Annotated in this window: 11 protein-coding genes; 4 read left to right on the top strand and 7 right to left on the bottom strand. The window is 70.9% G+C overall.

Annotated elements, in window-relative coordinates; all coding sequences use genetic code 11:
- Positions 1-9: 9 nt before the first annotated feature.
- Positions 10-1788 carry a DUF6311 domain-containing protein gene (locus HUA74_RS33215; RefSeq protein WP_174457749.1) on the bottom strand — a complete coding sequence of 593 codons (1779 nt, stop codon included), beginning with the start codon at positions 1786-1788 and terminating at the stop codon, positions 10-12.
- A gap of 105 nt (positions 1789-1893) precedes the next feature.
- Positions 1894-2952, bottom strand: a complete 1059-nt coding sequence (locus tag HUA74_RS33210) for a nitronate monooxygenase family protein (RefSeq protein ID WP_246137903.1) — start codon at positions 2950-2952, stop codon at positions 1894-1896.
- Positions 2953-3202: 250 nt separating this feature from the next.
- On the opposite strand from HUA74_RS33210, the gene HUA74_RS33205 reads away from it, so the two are divergent.
- The 4 genes from HUA74_RS33205 (at position 3203) to HUA74_RS33190 (ending at position 7147) form a co-directional block, all read left to right on the top strand.
- On the top strand, positions 3203-3757 hold the full coding sequence (locus tag HUA74_RS33205; protein ID WP_174457847.1) for a GNAT family N-acetyltransferase: 555 nt from the start codon (positions 3203-3205) through the stop codon (positions 3755-3757).
- Between the two features lie 223 nt (positions 3758-3980).
- Positions 3981-4745, top strand: a complete 765-nt coding sequence (gene infC / locus HUA74_RS33200) for a translation initiation factor IF-3 (protein WP_217440885.1) — start codon at positions 3981-3983, stop codon at positions 4743-4745.
- Positions 4746-5007: 262 nt separating this feature from the next.
- Positions 5008-6627 carry a sigma 54-interacting transcriptional regulator gene (locus tag HUA74_RS33195; RefSeq protein ID WP_141644315.1) on the top strand — a complete coding sequence of 540 codons (1620 nt, stop codon included), beginning with the start codon at positions 5008-5010 and terminating at the stop codon, positions 6625-6627.
- 175 nt (positions 6628-6802) lie between these two features.
- Entirely contained in the window at positions 6803-7147 is a 345-nt protein-coding gene (locus tag HUA74_RS33190; protein ID WP_174457748.1) for a hypothetical protein, read from the top strand.
- Between the two features lie 10 nt (positions 7148-7157).
- On the opposite strand, the gene HUA74_RS33185 is transcribed toward HUA74_RS33190, so the two are convergent.
- The 5 genes from HUA74_RS33185 to HUA74_RS33165 form a co-directional block, all read right to left on the bottom strand.
- The gene (locus HUA74_RS33185) at positions 7158-10850 is read right to left on the bottom strand and encodes a serine/threonine-protein kinase (RefSeq protein ID WP_174457747.1); all 3693 of its coding nucleotides are present in this window, start codon (positions 10848-10850) and stop codon (positions 7158-7160) included.
- 103 nt (positions 10851-10953) lie between these two features.
- A complete protein-coding gene (locus HUA74_RS33180; RefSeq protein ID WP_371817342.1) occupies positions 10954-15054 on the bottom strand; it encodes a DUF4215 domain-containing protein in 4101 nt (1366 codons plus the stop codon).
- Positions 15055-15105: 51 nt separating this feature from the next.
- Positions 15106-16950 (bottom strand): OmpA family protein, encoded by a 1845-nt coding sequence (locus tag HUA74_RS33175; protein WP_217443628.1) that lies wholly within the window; start codon positions 16948-16950, stop codon positions 15106-15108.
- 255 nt (positions 16951-17205) lie between these two features.
- Positions 17206-18813 carry a CocE/NonD family hydrolase gene (locus tag HUA74_RS33170; protein WP_141644319.1) on the bottom strand — a complete coding sequence of 536 codons (1608 nt, stop codon included), beginning with the start codon at positions 18811-18813 and terminating at the stop codon, positions 17206-17208.
- A gap of 101 nt (positions 18814-18914) precedes the next feature.
- Positions 18915-20282: an ATP-binding protein gene (locus tag HUA74_RS33165; RefSeq protein WP_174457744.1), complete on the bottom strand. Its 1368-nt coding sequence runs from the start codon at positions 20280-20282 to the stop codon at positions 18915-18917.

Raw genomic sequence — 20282 nt, 5'->3', positions numbered from 1 at the left:
CCGGGGGGTTCAGCGACCGGACACGGAGGACGCGGGCGGCTCGTTGTAGACGCACAGCCACAGCCCGTCCTCCGGCGTGCAGTGCGCGCCCGGAATCTTCTGGAGCCAGCGCACCCTCACGGGGATGACCAGGTAGACCGTCTCGGGGTCCAGCCTGCCCGCGGCGATTTCGGCGTCCATGCCCAGGCAGTACGTCTGCGCCTTGGCGTCGTCGATGCGCGCGACATAGCCGCTGTTGAAGGTGAGGCCCAGCCGGTACGCGCGGTAGGCCCAGCGGTGGAAGTCCATGGGGCCCGCGCGGCAGCCCCGGCCGGAGCCGTCGTGCATCTGCGGCGGATACAGCGCCAGGTGCTTGCGGCCCTTCGCCGCCTCGGTGAGCGCGGGGGACGGGAGCGTGTTCCAACGGCCTCCTCCTTGGGCCCTGCGCCCTTCGCCCAGGTTGAGGTCCAGGCCCTGGATGAGCAGCAGCAGCCCCGCCAGCGTGGGCGCGAGCGACGGGCGCACCAGCCGAGGCAGCGCGAGCGCGGCCCCCACGAGCAGCAGGTAGTGCAGCGGCCAGATGAAGCGCCCCGAGGAGCGGAACGCCTCCACCCACTTGAGCACGGGGCGATAGAGCGCGGACACGTCGGCCACCTGCACGCCCTGGAAGGTGATGCGCCACGAGAGGGCGAAGAAGGCCAGTCCCAGGGCGACGACGGTGAGGGGCACCCAGCGCCGCCACAGCGACAGGATGCGCCGGGGCTCGCGGGCCATGAGCCCGAGCACGATGACGAGCGCGACGAGGCCCCCCATGCCCAGGTAGCCGAAGCCCTCGTTCTGGCTGCCGTTCCTGGGCAGCGGGGGCAGGAAGCGGGACCAGCGAATCTCGCCGTGGCCAATGCTGTTGAACAGCGTGGTCAGGTCCGAGGAGTAGTCACCGAACTCCGTGGCGCTCACGGGGATGCCGGTGCCCAGGTAGCCGAAGGCGAAGAAGAGGCCCAGCACGGACGCGAAGCAGGCCACCGCCGCGAGCGCGGGCCAGGTGAAGGGAAGCTTCCGCTCCAGCGCCGTTCGCGCGCACAGCGACAGCGCGAGCGGCAACGTCATGGCGGCGATGACGGGGTGGACGCCCGCGGCGAAGACACAGAGCGACAGGCCCATCCCCAGCGCCTGCTTCGCGTCACGCGCGTCGCGCTGGGGAATCAGGTGGAGCCCCACCAGCAGCACCAGCAGCCAGTGCGCGCACAGGGCCTCGTGCGCGAAGGTCATCCGCGAGAGCAGCACGGGCGACAGCACCAGCAGTCCACCCACGCACCACTGGTGCTGCGTGGAGGCGCCCATGCGCCGCGCCACCCACGCCGCGGACGCGCCTTGCAGCATGAGGCACAAACACATCCACGGGCCGATGTACTGGAAGTCCGTGGGCAGCGCGAAGGAGAAGGGCCGCAGCAGCAAGCCCACCCAGGGAATCGAGTCCGTGTACCCGAGCGAGGTCCCCAGCGGATGGAGGTAGTTGGGCGTGGCGCCCAGCGGCAGGCCGAGCGGCGTCTGGCGGAAGAAGAGCCACCCCAACAGGTGCTGACTGAAGTCGTCCCGGATGAGCCAGCCGAGTCGCCAGGGTGCGAGCGCGCCCGGTCCGAAGGTCGCCAGGAACGTGAGCAGCCCGACGAGCGCCGCTCCCAGCGGGCCCGCCTGGGCCTTGCCCCACCGGGTGAGGGCGTCCCACGCGTGATGCAGGCGCTCCCACGGGGGGAGCGGCGCCGACGGTGTCTCGGGTGGGGCGGGAAGGAGGGCGCTTGGGTCCGACATTCGTCGGTGCTTGAGCACGGGACTTCCCGCGCCGTCAAGGCACCGCGAGGGCTTGGAGGGAGGGCGTGCGGCGCGAGCGCCTCCTGGACCGACGCCTCGCGCGGCTCAGAGTCCCGCGAGCCGCGCCAGCACGCGGGTGGTGTCCTTCTCCAGGAAGTCGACCAGCTCCGGCGCGCGCGAGTGCCGGATGAGGGGCGCGTTCTGTCCCGCCCACAGCGACAGGAGGTCTTCGCGCCCCTGACGGGCCGCCGCCTGCCGCAGCGGCTGGGTGAACCAGTTCTGCACGGGGTAGGGCGGGACGTCGTGTTCGTGAGGCGTCATCTCCCGCAGGAAGCGGTTCTTGATGCCGCGCGCATAGCGTCCGGAGAAGACGCGCGTCAGCACCGTGGCGCGCGCGGACTCCTGGCGCAGCGCCTTGCGATAGACGTCACTGGCGTTGGACTCCTCGCATGCGAGGAAGGCGGTGCCCACCTGGACGCCCTCGGCTCCCAGCGCCAGGGCCGTGGCCACCGACCTGCCGTCGGCGATGCCACCCGAGGCGATGACGGGCGTGCGCACCCGGTCCACCAACTGAGGCACCAGCGCCGTCGTCGCGGGAGACTCGTCCGCGGGCCTGAGGAACGAGGCCCGGTGTCCACCCGCCTCGCTGCCCGACGCGACGATGAGGTCCACCCCCGCGCGCTCCAGCGCGAGCCCCTCGTCCACGTTCGTCGCCGTCCCCACCGTGAGGATTCCGGAGGCCCGGCACGCCTCCAGGATGCGCGCCGAGGGGATGCCGAAGATGAAGCTGAACACCGGCGGCTTGAGCGCGAGCACCGCGTCAAGCTGCGCGTCGTAGTCCTGGGAGAAGGCGCTGGGGTAAGTGGGCGCGGGCAGGCCCAGCTCGTCGTACCAGGGCTTCAGCCGGGCGACGTTCGCCTGGAACTCCTCCGGCGTGGGGCGCAGCTCCCGCTCCCCTTCCAGCGGGACCCACAGGTTGATGGCGAACGGCCGCGAGGTGAGCCCCCGCAGCTCCCGGACGGTGTCCTCGATGTGCGACGCGCTCAGGTGGTGCGCGCCGAACGAGCCCAGCCCTCCCGCCTCGGACACCGCCGCGGCCAGCCGCGTCGACGACATGCCTCCGCCAAACGGCCCCTGGATGAGGGGGAGCCGGGTTCCAAGCATCCGTGCCACTCGTGTCTCGGTCCACATGGGAAGGCCCTCGCGCCGTCGTGTGCGCCGCTGTCCTAGCGACGAGGGGCCTGCCCCGCGACCCGATGTCCGGACAGGCGGGCGCTCGGGGTCTTTTCCGGATAACCGCGAGGAGAAGCCGCGCTTGTGGCGAGGGCGCCTGCCACGGGGCAACGAGCGCTTGCCCTGGCGGGGGGCGGGTGCAACCCTGCCGCGCCGCTCGATTCTCCAAAGGAACTTGATGATGCAAGCACCGGGACCGACGCTTGAAACCGCGCGCCTCATCCTGCGCCCGACGGCACGGGAGGACTTCGAGGGCTTCGTGGCCCTGATGGCCGACCCCGACTCCTCGCGCCACATCGGTGGCCTCCAGCCCCGCTCCGTCGTCTGGCGGGCCATGAGCTCCATGGCGGGGAGCTGGGCGCTCCAGGGCTTTGGCATGTTCTCCGTGCTGGAGCGCTCCACGGGCAGGTGGGTGGGCCGGGTGGGCCCCTGGCAGCCGGAAGGGTGGCCGGGCACGGAGGTCGGCTGGGCCCTGCTGCGGGAGACCTGGGGCAGGGGCTACGCCACCGAGGCCGCCTCGGCCGCCATGGACTGGGCCTTCGACCACCTGGGCTGGACGGACATCATCCACTCCATCGCCCCGGACAACACCGGCTCCCAGCAGGTGGCCCGCCGCCTGGGCTCGAGCCTGCGCGGCCCCGGCAAGCTCCCCGCCCCCATGGAGAGCTCCCTCGTGGAACTCTGGGGCCAGGGCCGGGACGCGTGGCGGGCCCGCCGCGCTTCGTCCAATGGCTGACCCAGGGTGGGATTCCGGGGCAAGGAAGGGGCCCTGGTGTTATGTCCGCCGGTGGGCTAGTCCTCGCCCCTGGGACGTGTCTTCCCGCTTGCTCCCTTTCTCACGGGGCAAGGGGGCGATTAGATTCGAAGTGTCGCACGGAGAGGCCGCACCGTGCGCGAGTGTCAGAGGGGCGGGCCGCCCGCCGTACGCATCGACCCACCCCATGCCGTAACTCAGTGACCTGCCCACCCTTGGGGCAGCAGGTCCTTCCACCCTTTCGCAGGAGCGTCACATTCTTCGTGATCAAAGAGGCAGCCGCGGCGGGAGCCGCGACCAGAGAACCAATCGCCGCATCCGCGCCCGTGAAGTCCGGGTGGTCGGCTCCGATGGCTCACAGCTCGGAGTCATGCCGCTCGAGGCCGCGCTCGACAAGGCCCGCTCGGAAGGGCTCGACCTGGTCGAGGTCAGTCCGATGGCTCAGCCGCCAGTCTGCAAGATCATGGACTACGGCAAGTTCAAGTACGAGGAGAAGAAGAAGGCCGCGGAAGCCAAGCGCGCCCAGCTCATCGTCCACCTCAAGGAAGTGAAGCTCCGTCCCAAGACGGAGGACCACGACTACGAGTTCAAGGTCCGCAACACCCGCGGCTTCATCGAAGATGGCAACAAGGCGAAGGTGGTCATCCAGTTCCGCGGGCGTGAAATCACGCACAAGGAGCAGGGCACCGCCATCCTCGACGACGTGGCGAAGGACCTGAAGGACGTCGCGGTGGTGGAGCAGGCCCCGCGCATGGAAGGGCGCTTGATGTTCATGATTCTCGCGCCCACGCCGAAGATCGCCCAGCGTGCCCGTGAGCAGGCCCGCGCCGCGGCCGGCCCCAAGCGGCCGTCGACCCCCTCCCCGGCCTCTTCTGAGAAGCCCGCGGCGACCGCCACGGGCACCACGCCCGAAGAGAGCGCCAGCCCCGCGGCGCCTCCCCCGTCGGACACGACGGGCCCGACGGCCTGAGACCCACAGCCCCCGCACGCGGTGGACAATCTCCACCGCGTGGGGGGCCTCTCAGGGCCGCGTCCCTTTCAGCCTCCCTGGAATGAGGTGATGGGGAGCGATGACGTCAGCGGCCCACACGTGAGGCCGCTGGCTGGCGAGCTGGCGAGGGCCTGCTCCCGTGAGCGTAGCTTCGCTGACGGTTGAGTCGCCTCGGCTGATCTCCCCGCGCCGGGCCGGTGTACGCTGATAGGTTGGAAGCACCTGGAAATCGAACCAGCCCATGCAGCAAAAGCTCGCCGCCGACATGTCGACGACCGCCGTCCATACGAAGGGCAAGTCCGCGCAGGCCCCGCGGAGTGTGCCGGCCTTGACGGTCGTGTCGCATCCCCATCCCCAGCGCATCGGTGAGCGGCTGTTGCTGGAGGTGCTCGCCAGCGTGGGCCGGACGGCGGCGCTGTCGCGCAACGCGCCGGACTTCTCCCGCCCGGGAGGACTGCTGGCGCTGCCCCTGGGAGACCCCTTCCTCAGCCGGACACCGGTGCTGTTCGAGCCGGGCTCCCATGGCGGACTGCGCCTGCTGGTGCCGGAGGATGGCACCCAGGTCTGCGTGGCCGGGGAGTCCGTCGCCGGAGGCCGGGAGTTCACCCACGAGGAGCTGGTCGCCGGCGTGCCGCTGGTGCTGGCCGAGCGCGTGGTGCTGCTGCTGCACCTGGCCTCCTCGGGTGGGGACGTGGTCTCCCACAAGGACCTGGGGCTGGTGGGGCAGGGCGAGGGCATCCGGCAGCTTCGCGAGGACATCCTGCGGGTGGCGGACCTCCAGGTGCCGGTGCTCATCCGGGGGGAGACGGGCACGGGCAAGGAGCTGGTGGCGCGCGCCATCCACGAGCACGGCCCGCGTCGCTCGGGGCCCTTCGTCAGCGTCAACCTGGGCGCGCTCTCCAAGGAGCTGGTGGCCGCGGAGCTGTTCGGCGCGCAGCGCGGCGCGTACACGGGCGCCAGTAGAGATCGCGAGGGCTTCTTCCGCGCCGCGCACGGCGGCACCCTGTTCCTGGATGAGGTGGGGGAAGCGCCCGCCGAGGTGCAGGCGGCGCTCTTGCGCGTGCTGGAGACGGGCGAGGTGTATCCGGTGGGCGGCCACACGCCGGTGCCCGTGGACGTGCGGCTCGTCGCCGCCACGGATTCGAATCTCGAGGCGCGCATCGAGGAGCGCCTGTTCAAGGCGCCGCTCCTGCACAGGTTGGCGGGCTTCGAGCTGCGGGTGCCCCCGCTGCGCGAGCGGCGCGAGGACATTGGCCTGTTGTTCCTCCACTTCGCGCGCCAGGAGCTGGAGACGACGGGCGAGACGTGGCGGCTGGCATCCACCGACCCGCGCGCGCAGCCCTGGCTGCCCGCGGCCGTCGCCGTCCGGCTGGTGCGCTACGCGTGGCCCGGCAACGTCCGGCAGCTGCGCAACATCACCCGGCAGCTCATCATCGGCAGCCGGGGCCTGCCGGGCCTGCGCGTGGACTCGCGGCTGGAGCAGACGCTGGATGCGGAGTCGCTGCCCGTGCCGGGCAAGGTGCTGACCGCGCCCACCTCGGGCCAGCCCGACGCCGCCGACGCGAAGTCCTCCCGGCGCAAGCCGTCCGAGGTCGGGGAGGACGAGCTGCTGGAGGCCCTGCGCGCGTGCTCCTGGGACTTGAAGGCCACCGCGGACTTCCTCGGCATTCCGCGCCCCTCCGTCTACGTCCTCATCGACAAGAGCTCGCTCATCCGCACCGCCCGGGACTTGAGCCCGGAGGAAATCACCCGCTGCTTCCAGGAGTGCGAGGGGGATTTGGACAAGATGGTGCAGCGGCTGGAGGTCTCCCGCCGCGCCCTGCAACGCCGCGTTCGCGAGCTGGGCCTGTCGGACGCCTGAGTGGACGCGTCAGCTGCTGGGGATGACACGTCGTTGACGCGTCCATCGCTCCCCGGCACCGCAGGCTCGGACGGTGCTTCCGAGTGAGCCGCATGTCGGCGCGTGTTGGTACGGTGCCTGCAATCTGTTGCCACAGACAGTCAGTCAGTCCAACCCCCAGAAGGAGCCACGGCCCATGGACAATATCGTCATCAGGATTCAGCCAACAGGACCCACCCCGGAAGAGCCCCGCGTCCGTCACGGCGACACGGTGACGTTCACCCTGGATGGAGTCGTGTCCGCCGAGGTGAAGTTCCCCGACGGGACGTGCCTCGTGAATCCCGGCCCGTTCTTCCTGAACAACAGCACCCTGGCTTCTTCCAACAGCACGAACAGCGTGACGCTGACGTGCGCGCCGGACAAGTACCCGTTCCAGGTGATTCTGCCCGACGCGAAGCACGGCCCGGGCAACAACTACGAGACGAAGAAGGGCGGCCTGGACGTGACGACCGACCCGCCGAAAGACCCCAAGAAGAAGTAGTCGCCGCGCCTCAGGGCGGGGGAGGGCGGGCCGACAGCTCCGAGTCGGAGGTGGGCCTGCCCTTCCAGCCCGGGGCGAGGTGGGGGTTTCGCGAGAGCGCCACCTCCGCGTCCTCTCGGGCCTGCACGCGCCACGCCTGCTGTTGCTCGGTGGGCGCGTTGTCGGCCAGCGCGAGCCGCAGTCCCGCGCGCAACAGCAGGGCCTTCGCCCACGCCGGCCGCGCCGCGACGATGTGCGCGACGTGCTCCAACCCCCGCGTCAGCATGGGCGTCGCGTCTTCTCCCTGCGACTGCTTCCAGCGCCCCCACGCGAGCTGCAGCTCCCCGGCCGCCAGCACGTACTCGTGCCGCCTGGGCGCCAGCTCCACCGCGTGAGCGAGCGCCTCCGCGGCCTGCTGGAAGTCCTCGTCCTTCGCGGTGCCTCGCCGGGCCTTGTCGCGGGCGCGCACGTCCAGCACGCCGCCCTGGTAGCGCCACGCATAGGCCAGCTTCGGGTTGAGCTCGCGGGCGCGGGCGAGCGCCTCCTCCGCCTGGGCCAGGTCCGGGCCCACGTCGCGCCCGCGCGCCAGCGCGTGGGTGGCCCACAGCACATGCACCCGCGCCAGGTTGGTCCACAGGTCCGCGTCGCCGGGGAGCAGCTCCAGCGCGCGGCGGTAGTCCTCCTTCGCCGCCTTGAGGCTGGGGCCGGGGTCGTCCCCGCGCGCGACGAGGAAGCCCGCGCGCACCGCCTCCACCTCGCCCAGGTTGTTGTAGGCGAAGGCCTGCTGCGGGGCCACGGCGCGCGCCTGCTCGAAGGCCTTGCGCGCCTCGGTCAGCAGCGCCCCCACGTCCTTTCCGTCCTCCCAGCGCTGCTCGGCCTGCGCGAGGAGCGCGGCGCCCAGGCCGTTGTGGAGCTGTGGCAGCTTGGGGTTGATGTCCCGGCCCTGCCGGTAGAGCGCCAGCGCCCGCTCCAGGTCCGGCTCCGGGTCCTGCCCGTGCTCCTGTCGCCAGCGCGCCAGCTGCTCGGAGACGTCCGCGCCCTGGAAGCAGGCCATGACGTTGCGCGGGTTGAGCGTGAGCGCGCGCTCGATGGCCTCCATCGCCCGCGTCAAATCTCCCGAGGCGTCCGGGGCGCTGGGGATGGCCGCCCGCGCGCGATAGGAATTGCCGAGGTTGATCCACGCGTCCGCTTGGTTCTCCCTCACGCGGATGGCGGCGAGGTACGCGTCGATGGCCTTGCCCTGGTGGACGAGCGAATCCTCCCCGTGCTCGCTCTCGTAGTCGGCCCACACCTGGTGCGTCAGGCCCAGGTTGGCGTGGAAGGCATAGTCGCGCTCCTCGGGGCCCAGCCGCTCCAGGGCGTCGATGGAGAGGCCGAGCTGCTCGCGCGGGTCCTGCGACAGCCGCTGGCGGTGGCGGGCCCACAGCCGGTGGATGATGGCCAGCTCCAGCGTGACGCGGTCGCTCGGGGGCGCAAGCTTCAGCGCGGCCTGGGCCGCGTCGATGGCCTTGCCGAACAGCATCTCCACGTCGTCGGTGTTCTGGTTGGAGTGCTGCTCGCCCAGGCGCCGGTACAGCCGCGAGCGCACGATGAGCGAGCGGTGGTGGTCCGGCGCGGCAGTGAGCGCGTAGTCCAGCGACTCCAGGCCCCGCTGGTAGGGCGGCAGCACGTTGCCCGCGCCGTACAGCTCCATCACGAGCGCGGCCAGCTCCAGTCGCCCCAGGGCGTAGTGGCCGTCGGGCTGGCTCTCCGCCGTGGCGATGGCCGCCGCGTACGCGCGCCGTCCGGCCTCCAGGTCCGCCTGCGAGCCCACGCCGTCCCCCTGGTGCCAGCGCCCCATGGCGCGCGCCAGGTACACGTCTCCGCGCAGCAGCGGCGCCTCGTAGAACCAGGGCTGGGTGTGGCTCATCGCCTCCAGGTGCGCCAGCGCCTCCTCGTGGCGCCCTTCGTGGAAGGCGAACAGGGCCTTCACGTACAGCGGCGGCGCCGGGACATCCGGCCCCTCGGCCTGACGCAGGTACGCCAGCGCCGGGTCCCGATAGCGCTGCTCCAACTCGCGGCGTCGCAGCTCGCGTTGCTCGGGACTGCGCCGCTCGACGTCCAGCAGCAGCTTCTCGCGGTACTGGTCTCCCAGCACCAGCGCCAGGGCCCAGGCCGCGCGAGGCTCGCGGTAGCCGTGCTCCCACGCGGACTCGAGCTTCCGGCGCGCGCCCTCCACGTCGCCCAGCGCCAACAGCGCGCGGCCCAGCGCGTAGTGGCCGGGGCCCACCGCGTGTTCACCCGCCTCCCGCACCTCGGCCTCCAGCGCGTCCATGCTGGCGCGCAGGGCGGTGCGGTCCTCGCGCGTATCGTGCAGGCGCGAGAGGAACGAATAGCGCGCGGCGGCCTCGATGCGCTCCACGCGCTCGGTGAAGCTGCGTGTGAGCCGCTCGCGCTCGGCCACCTCGCTGCGCGCCAGCACCGCCTGCCCCAGCGCCAGCGCCACCACGGTCAGCGCCGCCAGGCCCGCGCTCAGCGCCACGCGGTGCTTGCGCGCCTTTCTGCGCAGCCGGTAGCCCAGGCCGCGCCGCGCATGCACCGGCTCTCCGCCAAGGAAGCGCTCCAGGTCATCCGCCAGCGCTCGCGCCGAGTCGTAGCGGGCCGAGCGGTCCTTCTCCAGGCACTTGAGGACGATGGCCTCCAAATCCTGGGGGATGTCCCGGTCCACCGCGCGCGGTGGCCGGGGCTCCTCCGTCTGGAGCCGGGTGATGATGTCGTGCTCGCGGGTGCCCTGGAAGGGCGTCTGTCCGGTGAGCAACAGGTACAGCGTGGCGCCCAGGCCGTAGACGTCCACGCGCCGGTCCAACCGCGCCGTGTCGCCCTTGGCCTGCTCGGGGGCCATGTAGTGCGGCGTGCCCATCACCACGCCGTGCAGTCCGCCCTCCTCGCGCCAGTCCCGCGCCAGACCGAAGTCCATGACGAAGGGCGCGAAGTCGCCATCCTCCGTGCGCTCCACCAGGATGTTGCCGGGTTTGATGTCCCGGTGGACCAGTCCCGCGCGGTGCGCGGCGTGCACTCCCTCCGCGGCCTGCCGCAGCACCAGCACCTTCTGCTCTGGCGTCAACGACGGCGCCAGTTGGCCCAGGGACTGGCCGGCCACGTAGCGCATGGCGATGTAGCCGCGCCCCTGCACCTCGCCGACCTCGTACACCTCGCACACACGCTCGTGGCGCACGCGGGCCTGGGCGCGGGCCTCGGAGAGGAAGCGGCGCGCCAGCTCCGGGTCTCCGCCCTTCACGAACTTGAGCGCGACGTTGCGGCGCAGCAGCGGGTCATACGCCAGGAACACCTGCCCCATGCCGCCCTGCCCCAGGAAGCGCACGGGCTGGTAGCGGTCCCAGTCCGGCACGGGGAAGGACGGCTCCGCGTGTGAGTCGGTGGACGCGGGGGCGGCCGGCGGGGGCACCATGGGCGTGTCCGGGTCCAGCGTGGCGGCCTCTTGCGGGCTCTGCCCACCGGAGCCTCCCAGCTCCCGGGAGACCTCCTCGCGCAGCTCGGCCAGCGTGTGCTCGCCCAGGCGCCCCTGCTCCCTCAGGAGCTCCAGGGGACTGCGTCCCAGGCCGAGCGCCTCCTCGCGCAGGGCGGCCGCCTCCTCGGCGGAGACGAGCCCTTCGTCCAGCGCGAGGAGCAGCTCCTCCTCGAACGTCTCCTGCTTCTTCCCCGCGATGTCCACGGCCCCCAGCATACGGGGTTGCGCGGTTTTACGGGGAGATCCGCCGGGAGGTCCACGAGTCCCCGGGGTCGGGGACTGGGGGAAGGGATGTGGACCCCCCGGCGGAAAACCGTCGCTAGCGGCGCTGCTTGCGGCGCAGGCGCAGACCCAGCAGCGCCAGCAGGGGCAGCCAGGACGTCGCCGGGGCCGCGCTGCAGCCGCCGCCCGCGAAGGCGCGCGTGTTCACCACCGTCCACCGGTACTCGGCGGGGGAGGCATCCACGTTGCCGGCTTCGTCGGTGGCGCGCACCCGCAGGGTGTGGTCACCGTCGTTGACGTCGTAGGTCTCCTGGCAGGCGATGAAGGGGCCGCCGTCCAGGCTGCACTCGTACGTCACGCTGCCCTCGTTGGAGGCGTACGCGAACGGAGCCTCCGGGTCTCCGGTGCGAGCCGGAGGGCCGCGGCCGAACGACGTGTCCGGCGCCTGCGTGTCGATGCGGAAGGTGTCGACATTGGAGGGCGCGCTCGTGAGGCCTGTCGAGTCCGTGGCGTTGGCGACGACAGCGTGTGTGCCGTCCGCCAGCGGCGTGGCGGGCGTGCAGCTCCAGGCCCCCGTGGCGCTCGTAGTCGCCGTGCACAGTACGGTGTCTCCCTCGCGCACCGTCACCGTGGAGCCCGGCGTGGAGGTGCCGGAGATGGCCGGGGTGGACGTGTCCAGCACCGAGCCGTTCGCGGGGCCGGTGATGACGGGCGCGGCCGGCGGCGTGGTGTCCACGGTGAAGGTCACCGGGGCCGAGGGCGCGCTGGGGTTGCCCGCATCCTCGGTGGCGACGGCGGTGATGGTGTGCGGACCGTCCGTCAGCGGCGTGGCGGGCGTGCAGCTCCAGTTTCCGGCGGCGTCGGCGGTCGCGGTGCAGAGCACCGTGCCACCCTCGCTCACCGTCACCGTGGTGCCCGGCTCGGACGTGCCGCTCAGGGGCGGCGTCGAGTCAGTCGTGGTGGAGCCATTCACGGGGCCGGTGATGACGGGCGCGGCGGGCGGCCCGCTGTTGATGATGATGTCCACCGGCGGAGCCGTCTCCGTGGCGCCCACCTCGGTGGAGGTGAGGACCACCGAGTGCGGACCCTCGGGGATGTTGCCCAAATCACACGTCCAGTGGCCGTTGTTGTCGACGACGGCGGTGCACGCCGGGGTGGGGCTGCCGTCGACGGAGACGTTGATGGTGGAGCCCGGCGAGCCGGTGCCACCGATGACGGGGTTCGACACGCCGCCCGGCGTCGGGTCCGTCAGCACGGGGATGAGCTGGCAGATGGACAGCGAGTCCACGCGGTAGGCCACCGCGGTCTCCGAGTTGTTGTTCAAGGCGCAGTCGGTGTCGACGAGCGCCAGTCGCACGTCACCCGAGGCCGCGTCGAAGTCGCGGCGCAGCGGGAAGCCCAGCTCCATCGCGGCGTCACGGGTGGTGGACGGGGGGCCCCCCGCCGGGACGAAGCCGAGCGAGAAGCGCTGCTCGCCCGTGCCCGACGTGTGGTTGAAGGCGAAGATGCCCGGGTACCAGTTGGTGCCACCCGAGTAGCTCACCGCTCCGGAGACGTAGCCGACGCGGTAGCGGCCCGGCACGGTGAGCGGCGACTGCACCTCGCCCGCGGCCAGCTCCGGCTCGGCGAGGCTCGTCACCTGGGTGCACTGGCTGTTGCCCTGCCGGGTGAAGAACACCCGCACCTCGGTGTTCTTGCAGCCGTGGGCCGCCTCGATGGTGCACGTGGCCGAGCAGCCGTCGGTGGCCGCCGTGTTGCCGTCGTCACAGGCCTCCGAGCCGGCCTTGATGCCGTCGCCGCACGTCACGGCGCAGACGGAGGGGTTGCCGGTGCAACCGTGGCCCGCCTCGATGGCGCAGGTGGCCGAGCAACCATCGTTGTTGGCGGTGTTGCCGTCGTCGCACAGCTCCCCGTTGTCGAGCATCGCGTTGCCGCACACGTTGGCGGTGACGCAGACGTCCGTGTGGGGATTGCAGGTGCCGCTCTCGCAGACGCCGGAGGCGGCGCAGGGCTGGCCGTTCGCCCAGAGGCAGCGCGGCGAGCAGGTGTCGCCGCTGTTCAGGTTGCCGTCGTCACACACCTCGGAGCCGGCCACGACGCCGTCGCCGCAGGTGGTGGCGCAGCTGGAGGGCAAGCCGCTGCAGTTGTAGCCCGGCTCCTGGGCGCAGATGCCGGAGCAGCCGTCGCCGCTCAGCTTGTTGCCGTCGTCGCACGTCTCGCCCGAGTTGATGGTGCCATTGCCGCAGGTGTTGAAGCAGGCGTTGCCGGGGGGCGGGCAGCTGTAGCCGGAATCCACGGCGCACGCGGTGCAGCCGTCGCCGTCCGTCATGTTGCCGTCGTCACACGCCTCGCTGCCGGCGGTGATGCCGTCGCCGCAGAGCGTGACGCAGTCGGAGGGCGTGTTGGAGCAGGAGTAGCCTGGCTCCACGCCGCAGCCCTGCGAGCAGCCATCACCGGCGGTGGTGTTGTTGTCGTCGCACGTCTCGTTGGCGTCCACCGTGCCGTTGCCGCACGTCGGGGCACACACCGAAGGCCCGTTGGAGGGCCTGCTGCACGAGTAGCCCGACTCCACGCGGCACTCGGTGGCGCAGCCGTCGCCCGGGTTCAGGTTTCCGTCGTCGCACTGCTCACCCGGATTCACCGTGCCGTTGCCACACGTCTTCGCGCAGGGCTGGCCCACGGTCGGACAGGAGTAGCCCAGCTCCAGGGTGCAGGCGTTGGAGCAGCCGTCACCCAGGTTCGTGTTGCCGTCGTCGCACAGCTCGCCGGAGTCCAGTCGCGAGTTGCCGCACAGCGGAGCGCAGCTGGACGGCTGGCCCACGCACTCGTAGCCGCTCTCGATGCGGCAGGAGTTGGAGCAGCCGTCGCCGGACAGGCCATTGCCGTCATCGCACAGCTCGCCCGGGTTGATGGTGCCATTGCCGCAGGTGGCGACACACGCCTGTCCCGGAGTGGGGCATGCGTGGCCGGCTTCGATACGGCAGGACGCGTTGCAGCCGTCGCCGACGGTGGTGTTGCCGTCGTCGCACTGCTCGCCCGAATTGAGCAGTCCGTTGCCACACGTCGCCGCGCAGGAGCTGGGCGAGCCGGCGCAGCCGTAGCCAGGCTCGATGCCGCAGCTGGCGCTGCAGCCGTCGTTGTTGACGGTGTTGGCGTCGTCGCACTCCTCACGCAGGGACACCGCGCCGTCGCCGCAGCGGTCGTCGTAGGCGTCCACGAAGAGGTAGCGGAACGCGTTGGGCGTCGACTGCGCGTTCTCGTTGCACAGCTCGATGCGGTTGAGGCCGATGCGCCAGGCCGCCGTCGTGCCGAACTCCCGGATGATGTTCTTCTGCCAGGAGTTGCCCGCGGGCTCGCTCACGGTGGTGGGCGTGAAGGGCGAGCCGTTGACGGCCGCGCTGTCGAACTCGTTGTCGTTGAACGTGGCCAGCCGCATGCGGAACTGGGCGATGTTCGTCGTCGAGGGGATGATGAAGTCCTGGTAGACGCACACGGGCGCGCCCAGGGGGGCCGCCATGAAGCGGGCCGTGGTGATTTCCTGCGGCCAGTCCTGGGCGTTGCGCACGCCCGTGGCGGCACCCGTCGTGCCACCCCGGTAGAACCAGTGCGGGTCCGCGCCGGACTCCAGGCGGCGGTTGTTCTGGTCCACGCCGGTGTTGAAGAAGGCGAGGCCCGCCCTCACACAACGGCTGGGTGTTCCCGCGCAGGCGAAGCCGGGCTCCACTTCGCACATGCGGCTGCAGCCGTCGCCCTCGGTGCGATTGCCGTCGTCGCAGATCTCCTGGTCGAAGTTGGGCCACTGGCGGTTGTTGAAGACGCCGTTGCCGCACAGCGACAGGTCGCACGTGGCGGTGCAGCCGTTGGCGCCAGCGGCGGTGTCGCCGTCGTCGCAGGCCTCGCCCGGGTTGACGACGGTGTTGCCGCACAGGCTCGCCAGCGAGCAGGCGCGTCCGGGGACATGACAGAGATAGCCGGCCTCGACGGTGCCGGTGGCGGAACAGCCGTCACCGCTCATTGTGTTGCCGTCGTCACACTCCTCGCCGGGCTGGATGCGTCCGTCGCCGACGACCTCGGCGGCCTGGCTGACCAGGACGGACTCCTCGACGGGAGGGGGTGGGGTGTTCTGCTCGCAGCCGGTGAGGGCGGTGAAGAGCGCGAGCGCGAGCGCGGTGGAGAGCCCCGAGCGCGAGGACTTCACGGGCTCGGAACAAAGGGGGTCAGGGACACGTGTGTTCATGGAATGTCTGCCTCACTTCTCGATGGTGTCGGTGGGAGCGCCCTGCTTCGTCTCGACGCCCTCGGCGTCACCGACGATGCGGAACTCCACGCGGCGGTTCTTGGCGCGGCCGGGCTTGGTGGTGTTCTCGGCGATGGGCTTCGCGGGGCCGAAGCCCTGCGACTCCAGCCGCTCGCGGCTGAGGCCCTTGCCCACCAGATACTTCACCACCGCCTCGGCGCGGCGCTGGGACAGGTCCAGGTTGTAGTCGGCCTTGCCCGTGTTGTCGGTGTGGCCCTCGACGCGCAGCTTCTCGATTTCAGGGTGCGACGAGAGGATGGACGCGACGCCGTCGAGCAGCTTGTGGCTGCGCGCGCTGATGACGTCCTGGTTGTTCTCGAAGAAGACGGCCTCGAGGATGCGAATCTGGCCCTCTCCAATCTGCGCCAGCTGCTTCTGCTTGCAGCCGTGGTTCTTCTCCGTGCCCGGCTCGTCGGGGCAGTTGTCCAGGCGGTCCACGAGGCCATCGCCGTCGCGGTCCTTGTCCGGGCAGCCGCGGTTCTCCTTCGGGCCCACCTCGTTCATGCAGGCGTCGCGCGCGTCGGCCACGCCGTCCTTGTCGTTGTCCGGGTCCGGGCAGCCGTTGGTGTCCTCGAAGCCGTCCAGGTCCTCCGCCTCGCGCGGGCAGGTATCCTTGGAGTCGGCCAGGCCGTCGCCGTCCGTGTCCGGGTCATCCGGGCAGCCGTCGGAGTCCTCGAAGCCGTTGACGTTCTCCGCCTTCACCGGGCAGCGGTCCGCCAGGTTGAGCAGGCCGTCCTTGTCGTCGTCCTCGTCCGCGCAGCCGTTGAGCTGGGCGAGGCCCGGCGCCGTCGGGCAGCGGTCCGCGAGGTTCTTCACGCCATCGCCGTCCGCGTCCAGGTCGGGACAGCGGGCCGCGTCGTGGGGCTGGCCCGCGACACATGACGCCACCGGCGTGTTGCCAGGGCCGAAGTTGACGCCCGCAAGCACGCGGAACTCCGGCGTGCCGGGCGTCTGGCCAAAGCCCGGGCCGCCCATGACGTAGAACTCGGTGCCGTTGCTCGTCGGCGCGCGCAGACCCAGCAGCACCTCCAGGGACTCCGGCGCGTCCGCGAAGGGCAGCGTGCCACGCACGACGAGCTCCTCGCGCAGGCCAAACAGGTGGGCGGTGAGGTTCACACCGCCGTTCATCTCCACGCCCATCTCGTCGCGAAGCGGGTCCGCGCCGGGGGAGAGGGCGTACGTCTTGGTCCGCACCAGCGCGCCCACGTCGGCGCCCACGCGCCAGGTGTCGCCCAGCTTCTTGCCCAGGCCCAGTCGCGGCGTGAAGACGAAGCCGTCGTCCTTCGTGAGCACTTCCTCACTGCCCAGGGGCAGCGCGGCGCCCAGGTGCAGGCCCACGTCCAGCGGTCCACCGCGCGACTCGGACAACAGGCCCGCGCGCACCTGCAGCCAGGGCGTGCCCAACGAGCTGGTGTCCGGCGTGTCGAAGCCGAGCGTGCTCGTGTCCGGCCCCCACTGCGCGACGATGGGCACCTGCGCGCCCACTTCCAACCAGTCCGTCACCGCATAGGCGCCACTGAAGTGCACCGTCATGCGGTCCGAGATGATGGTGCCCTGCCGCTGGTCGTTGCGCAGCAGCACCAACGGCTCGTTCTCGTAATGCGCCGTGAGGGCGATGCGGAACGTGCCGTCCGGCAACAGGTCGCCGGTGGACAGCACGAGGCTGTCCTTCGCGCCCGGGTTGAGCTGCAATCGCTCCAGCTCGATGCTTGGGATTCGCTGGGCCTGTGCTTGAGCGGAAAACGCCCAGAGAACGGCCAGTCCTCCGAGCAGGGGATGACGACTTCTTGAATTCAAGGGTTCCTCCACGTCCGCGCTGCTCACCGGGAGCGCGCGCGGCCTTCAGCCACCAAATGTGTGTGAGTGCACATTTGCACGCCCCGGGCCAGGGCGTCGTGGGCGGTAGGCAGGAGGACGAGAGCCCCTGCTGACGTGTCAGGGCACGTCCGGACGCAAATGCGCGTGCCGTTGACGTGTCAGGTCAGCCAGAGGCGGGTGGAAGCAGACCCTCCCGAACTCCTCGAAAAGAGTCCGGGAGGGAGGGGCGCATTTCTAGCGCAGTGGCAGGTCCAGCCAGGACGGGCCACTGAACGCCAGCGAGGCGCCGGTGGTGTTGGCGTCGAAGTAGAGCGGGTCCTCGGTGTCGACGACGAGCGCGAGCCGGTGCCAGGCCGGGACGTCGTACGCCGTGGCGGGGAACACCAGGTTCAAGTCGAGCGGCGCGCCGGGCGTGGCGCCCGTCCAGCTCAGGGGCACGTGGGTGATGAGGCCTCCGAAGTCGCCGGCCAGGTCATAGAGGTAGGCGACCACGGTGCCCGACGCCGTCGTCGGGGTGATGCGCAGCCGCAGCGTGGCCGTGCCGCGAATGGCGACAGCGTTCGTGGAGAGCCCGGAGGTCCAGACGCCCGCGTTGAGGCGGTTGACGCCCGGCAGCCAGACCACGGGAGGAATCCCCGTCAGCGCCTGGAGCCCGTTGGTGAGCAGCGCGACGCCCGCGTCGGCGTGGGTGTCGAAGCCGCCAAAAATGGTCCGGGATGGGTTCGTGGACGAGCCGCCCAGCGTGCCGGTGCCATCGAGCAGGCGGATGGCGCCGAGCGCGTGACGTTGGGTGCCCGAGGACACGTCGGCCCAGGACGTGTAGCCCTCCACGTCGCCGTCATAGGTGCGCAGCACCACGGGGGCCTCGTTGCCGATGCCGGTGTTGATGCCGGCCACGTACTGGTCCATCCAGCGCGTCACGCTGGTCCACACGTGGTTCTCCAGACCGAGCAGGCCCGTGGCCTCGACGACGGCGTGGTCCCCGGGGGCGAGCTCCAGGCGCTTGGGGCCGGTGAGCTGACCGAAGAACGCGGAGAGCTGGTTGGGCGGAAACAGGCTGTCGCCATACGCGTTGGCGATGAGGATGGCGGGCGCGTTCGCGTTGATGCGGTCCACGTAGGTGGCGGCCGAGCGCACGCGGCCCCAGCTCTTGATGCCCTCGATGTCGCGGTTGGCGAAGTAGTTGTCGATGGTGGTGCGCAGCTCGGGGCTGGGCCGGCCCAGCAGGCGCGAGGCGATATCCAGCAGGGCCACCGCCTGGGGCCTGCGCGTGTCCCCGCCGTACAGCGAGGCCACCAGGTCCGTCCAACCGGAGAGCGCGGCGACGGCCTTCACGCGCGGGTCGAAGCCGGAGGCGATGAGCGAGATGCCGGCGCCGTACGACACACCCGCCAGTCCGATGCGCGCGCTGTTCGTGGGCGTATTCGCCACCAGCCAGTCGATGACGCGCGAGGTGTCCGCGATGTCCGCGGGCCCGCCCGTGTCGATGCCACCGCCGGAGGCCCAGAAGCCCCGGGGCGTGTACGAGAGGGCCACGTAGCCCTTCTGCGCCAGCGCCTTGGCCTGGGCCAGGTACTCCAAATCATTGAGGCCCCAGCTCGCGATGAAGACGACGGCGGGATGGGGGCCGGGCGTCGTCGGCGCGATGAAGTTGGCCTTCAGCACCACGCCATTGCCGACCGGGATGTCGACGAACTGGAAGCCCGTGGTCGGCACCGCCGCGAGCACCACGCGCGCGACAGGGGAGGGATTGGGAACGGATGCGGCCCCGGCGAAGGGGACGAGCAACGCCAGGAGGAGGGACGGCAGTCGGAGCAACCGGGGGGCAAGACGCTGCGCCATGGAGCACCTCACGGGACTGCTGGCTAGAGGGGGAGCGTCCACCGTAACGGTAGATTGATTCGTCAATCAAGATATGTCTCGGAAGACTTGTTAAGCAGATTTCATCGTCCCGGGAGGGAGTAGCGGCCTTCCTTGTGGAGTTCGCGGGTGATGCCGTGGAGGAGGTCCTGTGCGCGAATCTGTTGGGGCGTGCGGACGACGGCCTTGAGGCAGGCGTGGCGGAGCACGTTGATGATGGCGCCACCGGACAGCTCGTGCTCGCGCGCGAGTCGGGGCAGGTCCACGTCGGGCGCGAGGGGGAAGGGCTTGTCGCGGAAGCACGCCTCCCAGAGCCGCAGGCGCTGCGCCGGGCCGGGCATGGGGAAGTGAATCATGGACTGGAAGCGGCGCGCGAAGGCCTCGTCGAAGTGCGAGCGCTGGTTGCTGGCGAGCAGGGCGATGCCTGGGAAGTCCTCGATGCGCTGGAGCAGATAGGAGATCTGCTGGTTTGCGGCCTGGTCATTGGCGTTGCGCGATTCGGTGCGCTTGCCGAAGAGGGAGTCGGCCTCGTCGAAGAAGAGAATCCAGCGCTGGAGCTGGGCGTGGTCGAAGAGGCTGGCGAGGTTCTTCTCCGTCTCGCCGATGTACTTGGACACGACCTTGGAGAGGTCGACTCGGAAGACGGGCAGGCCCGTGGCCTTGCCCAGGAGCGTGGCGGTGAGCGTCTTGCCGGTGCCGGGTGGGCCGTGGAAGAGGCTGCGGTAGCCGGGCTTGAGCTGTTTGCGCAGGCCCCAGGTGTCCATCAGCGTCCGCTGGTGGCGCGCCCAGGTGATGATGTCCTCCAGCTCCTCTCGCAAGGGGCCATCGAGCACGAGGTCGTCCCAGGTCTGGAGCGTGGTGAGGCGCTGGGCGGGGAACTCGGGGCCGAAGGGAGGTTGGTACGTGCCTCCGGTGGTGAGGCGCTCCAGGTACTCCGGCGTGAGCTGGAGGGCGGCGGACAGGGGCGGCTCGTCCGGGTGACGGCGCTCCAGGCGCAGCACGCGTCGCGCGAGGAGTGGGTGCTCGGGATGGAAGAGGCGGTGATGGGAGAGCCGCGCCGAGAGGTCTTCTCCCGCGAGGAGGAACAACGCGGTCTCACCCGTGGGGAGGAAGCCGCCGTGGGAGCTGCCCACCAGTCCGCCGAACTCGGTGAAGCGGCGGTCCAGCGCCTGGTTGCGGATGAAGAGCGGGTCCAGGACCGCGGGCTGGATGTGAGGCAGGTACGCGAGGATGAGGAGCAGTCGCTCCGGAGGAGGGAGCTCCAACTCGCGGACGACATCCGCATAGGGTGCGGAGAGCTCTGGCAGGCGCGGGGGGGAGAGGGCGTCCTGGAGGGACTCGTGTGGAGCGTCTCCGGCGTGCTGCTTGAGGCGGAGGTCCAGCAGTTGGCTGAACCAGGCGACCTCGGCGCGGATGCACGCGGCGTTCGCATCGAGAGAGGGGACGTCCAT

The sequence above is a fragment of the Myxococcus sp. CA051A genome, from assembly GCF_013336705.1.
In the GTDB taxonomy this organism is placed as follows: domain Bacteria; phylum Myxococcota; class Myxococcia; order Myxococcales; family Myxococcaceae; genus Myxococcus; species Myxococcus llanfairpwllgwyngyllgogerychwyrndrobwllllantysiliogogogochensis.
This window is presented reverse-complemented; position numbering and strand designations above follow the sequence as displayed.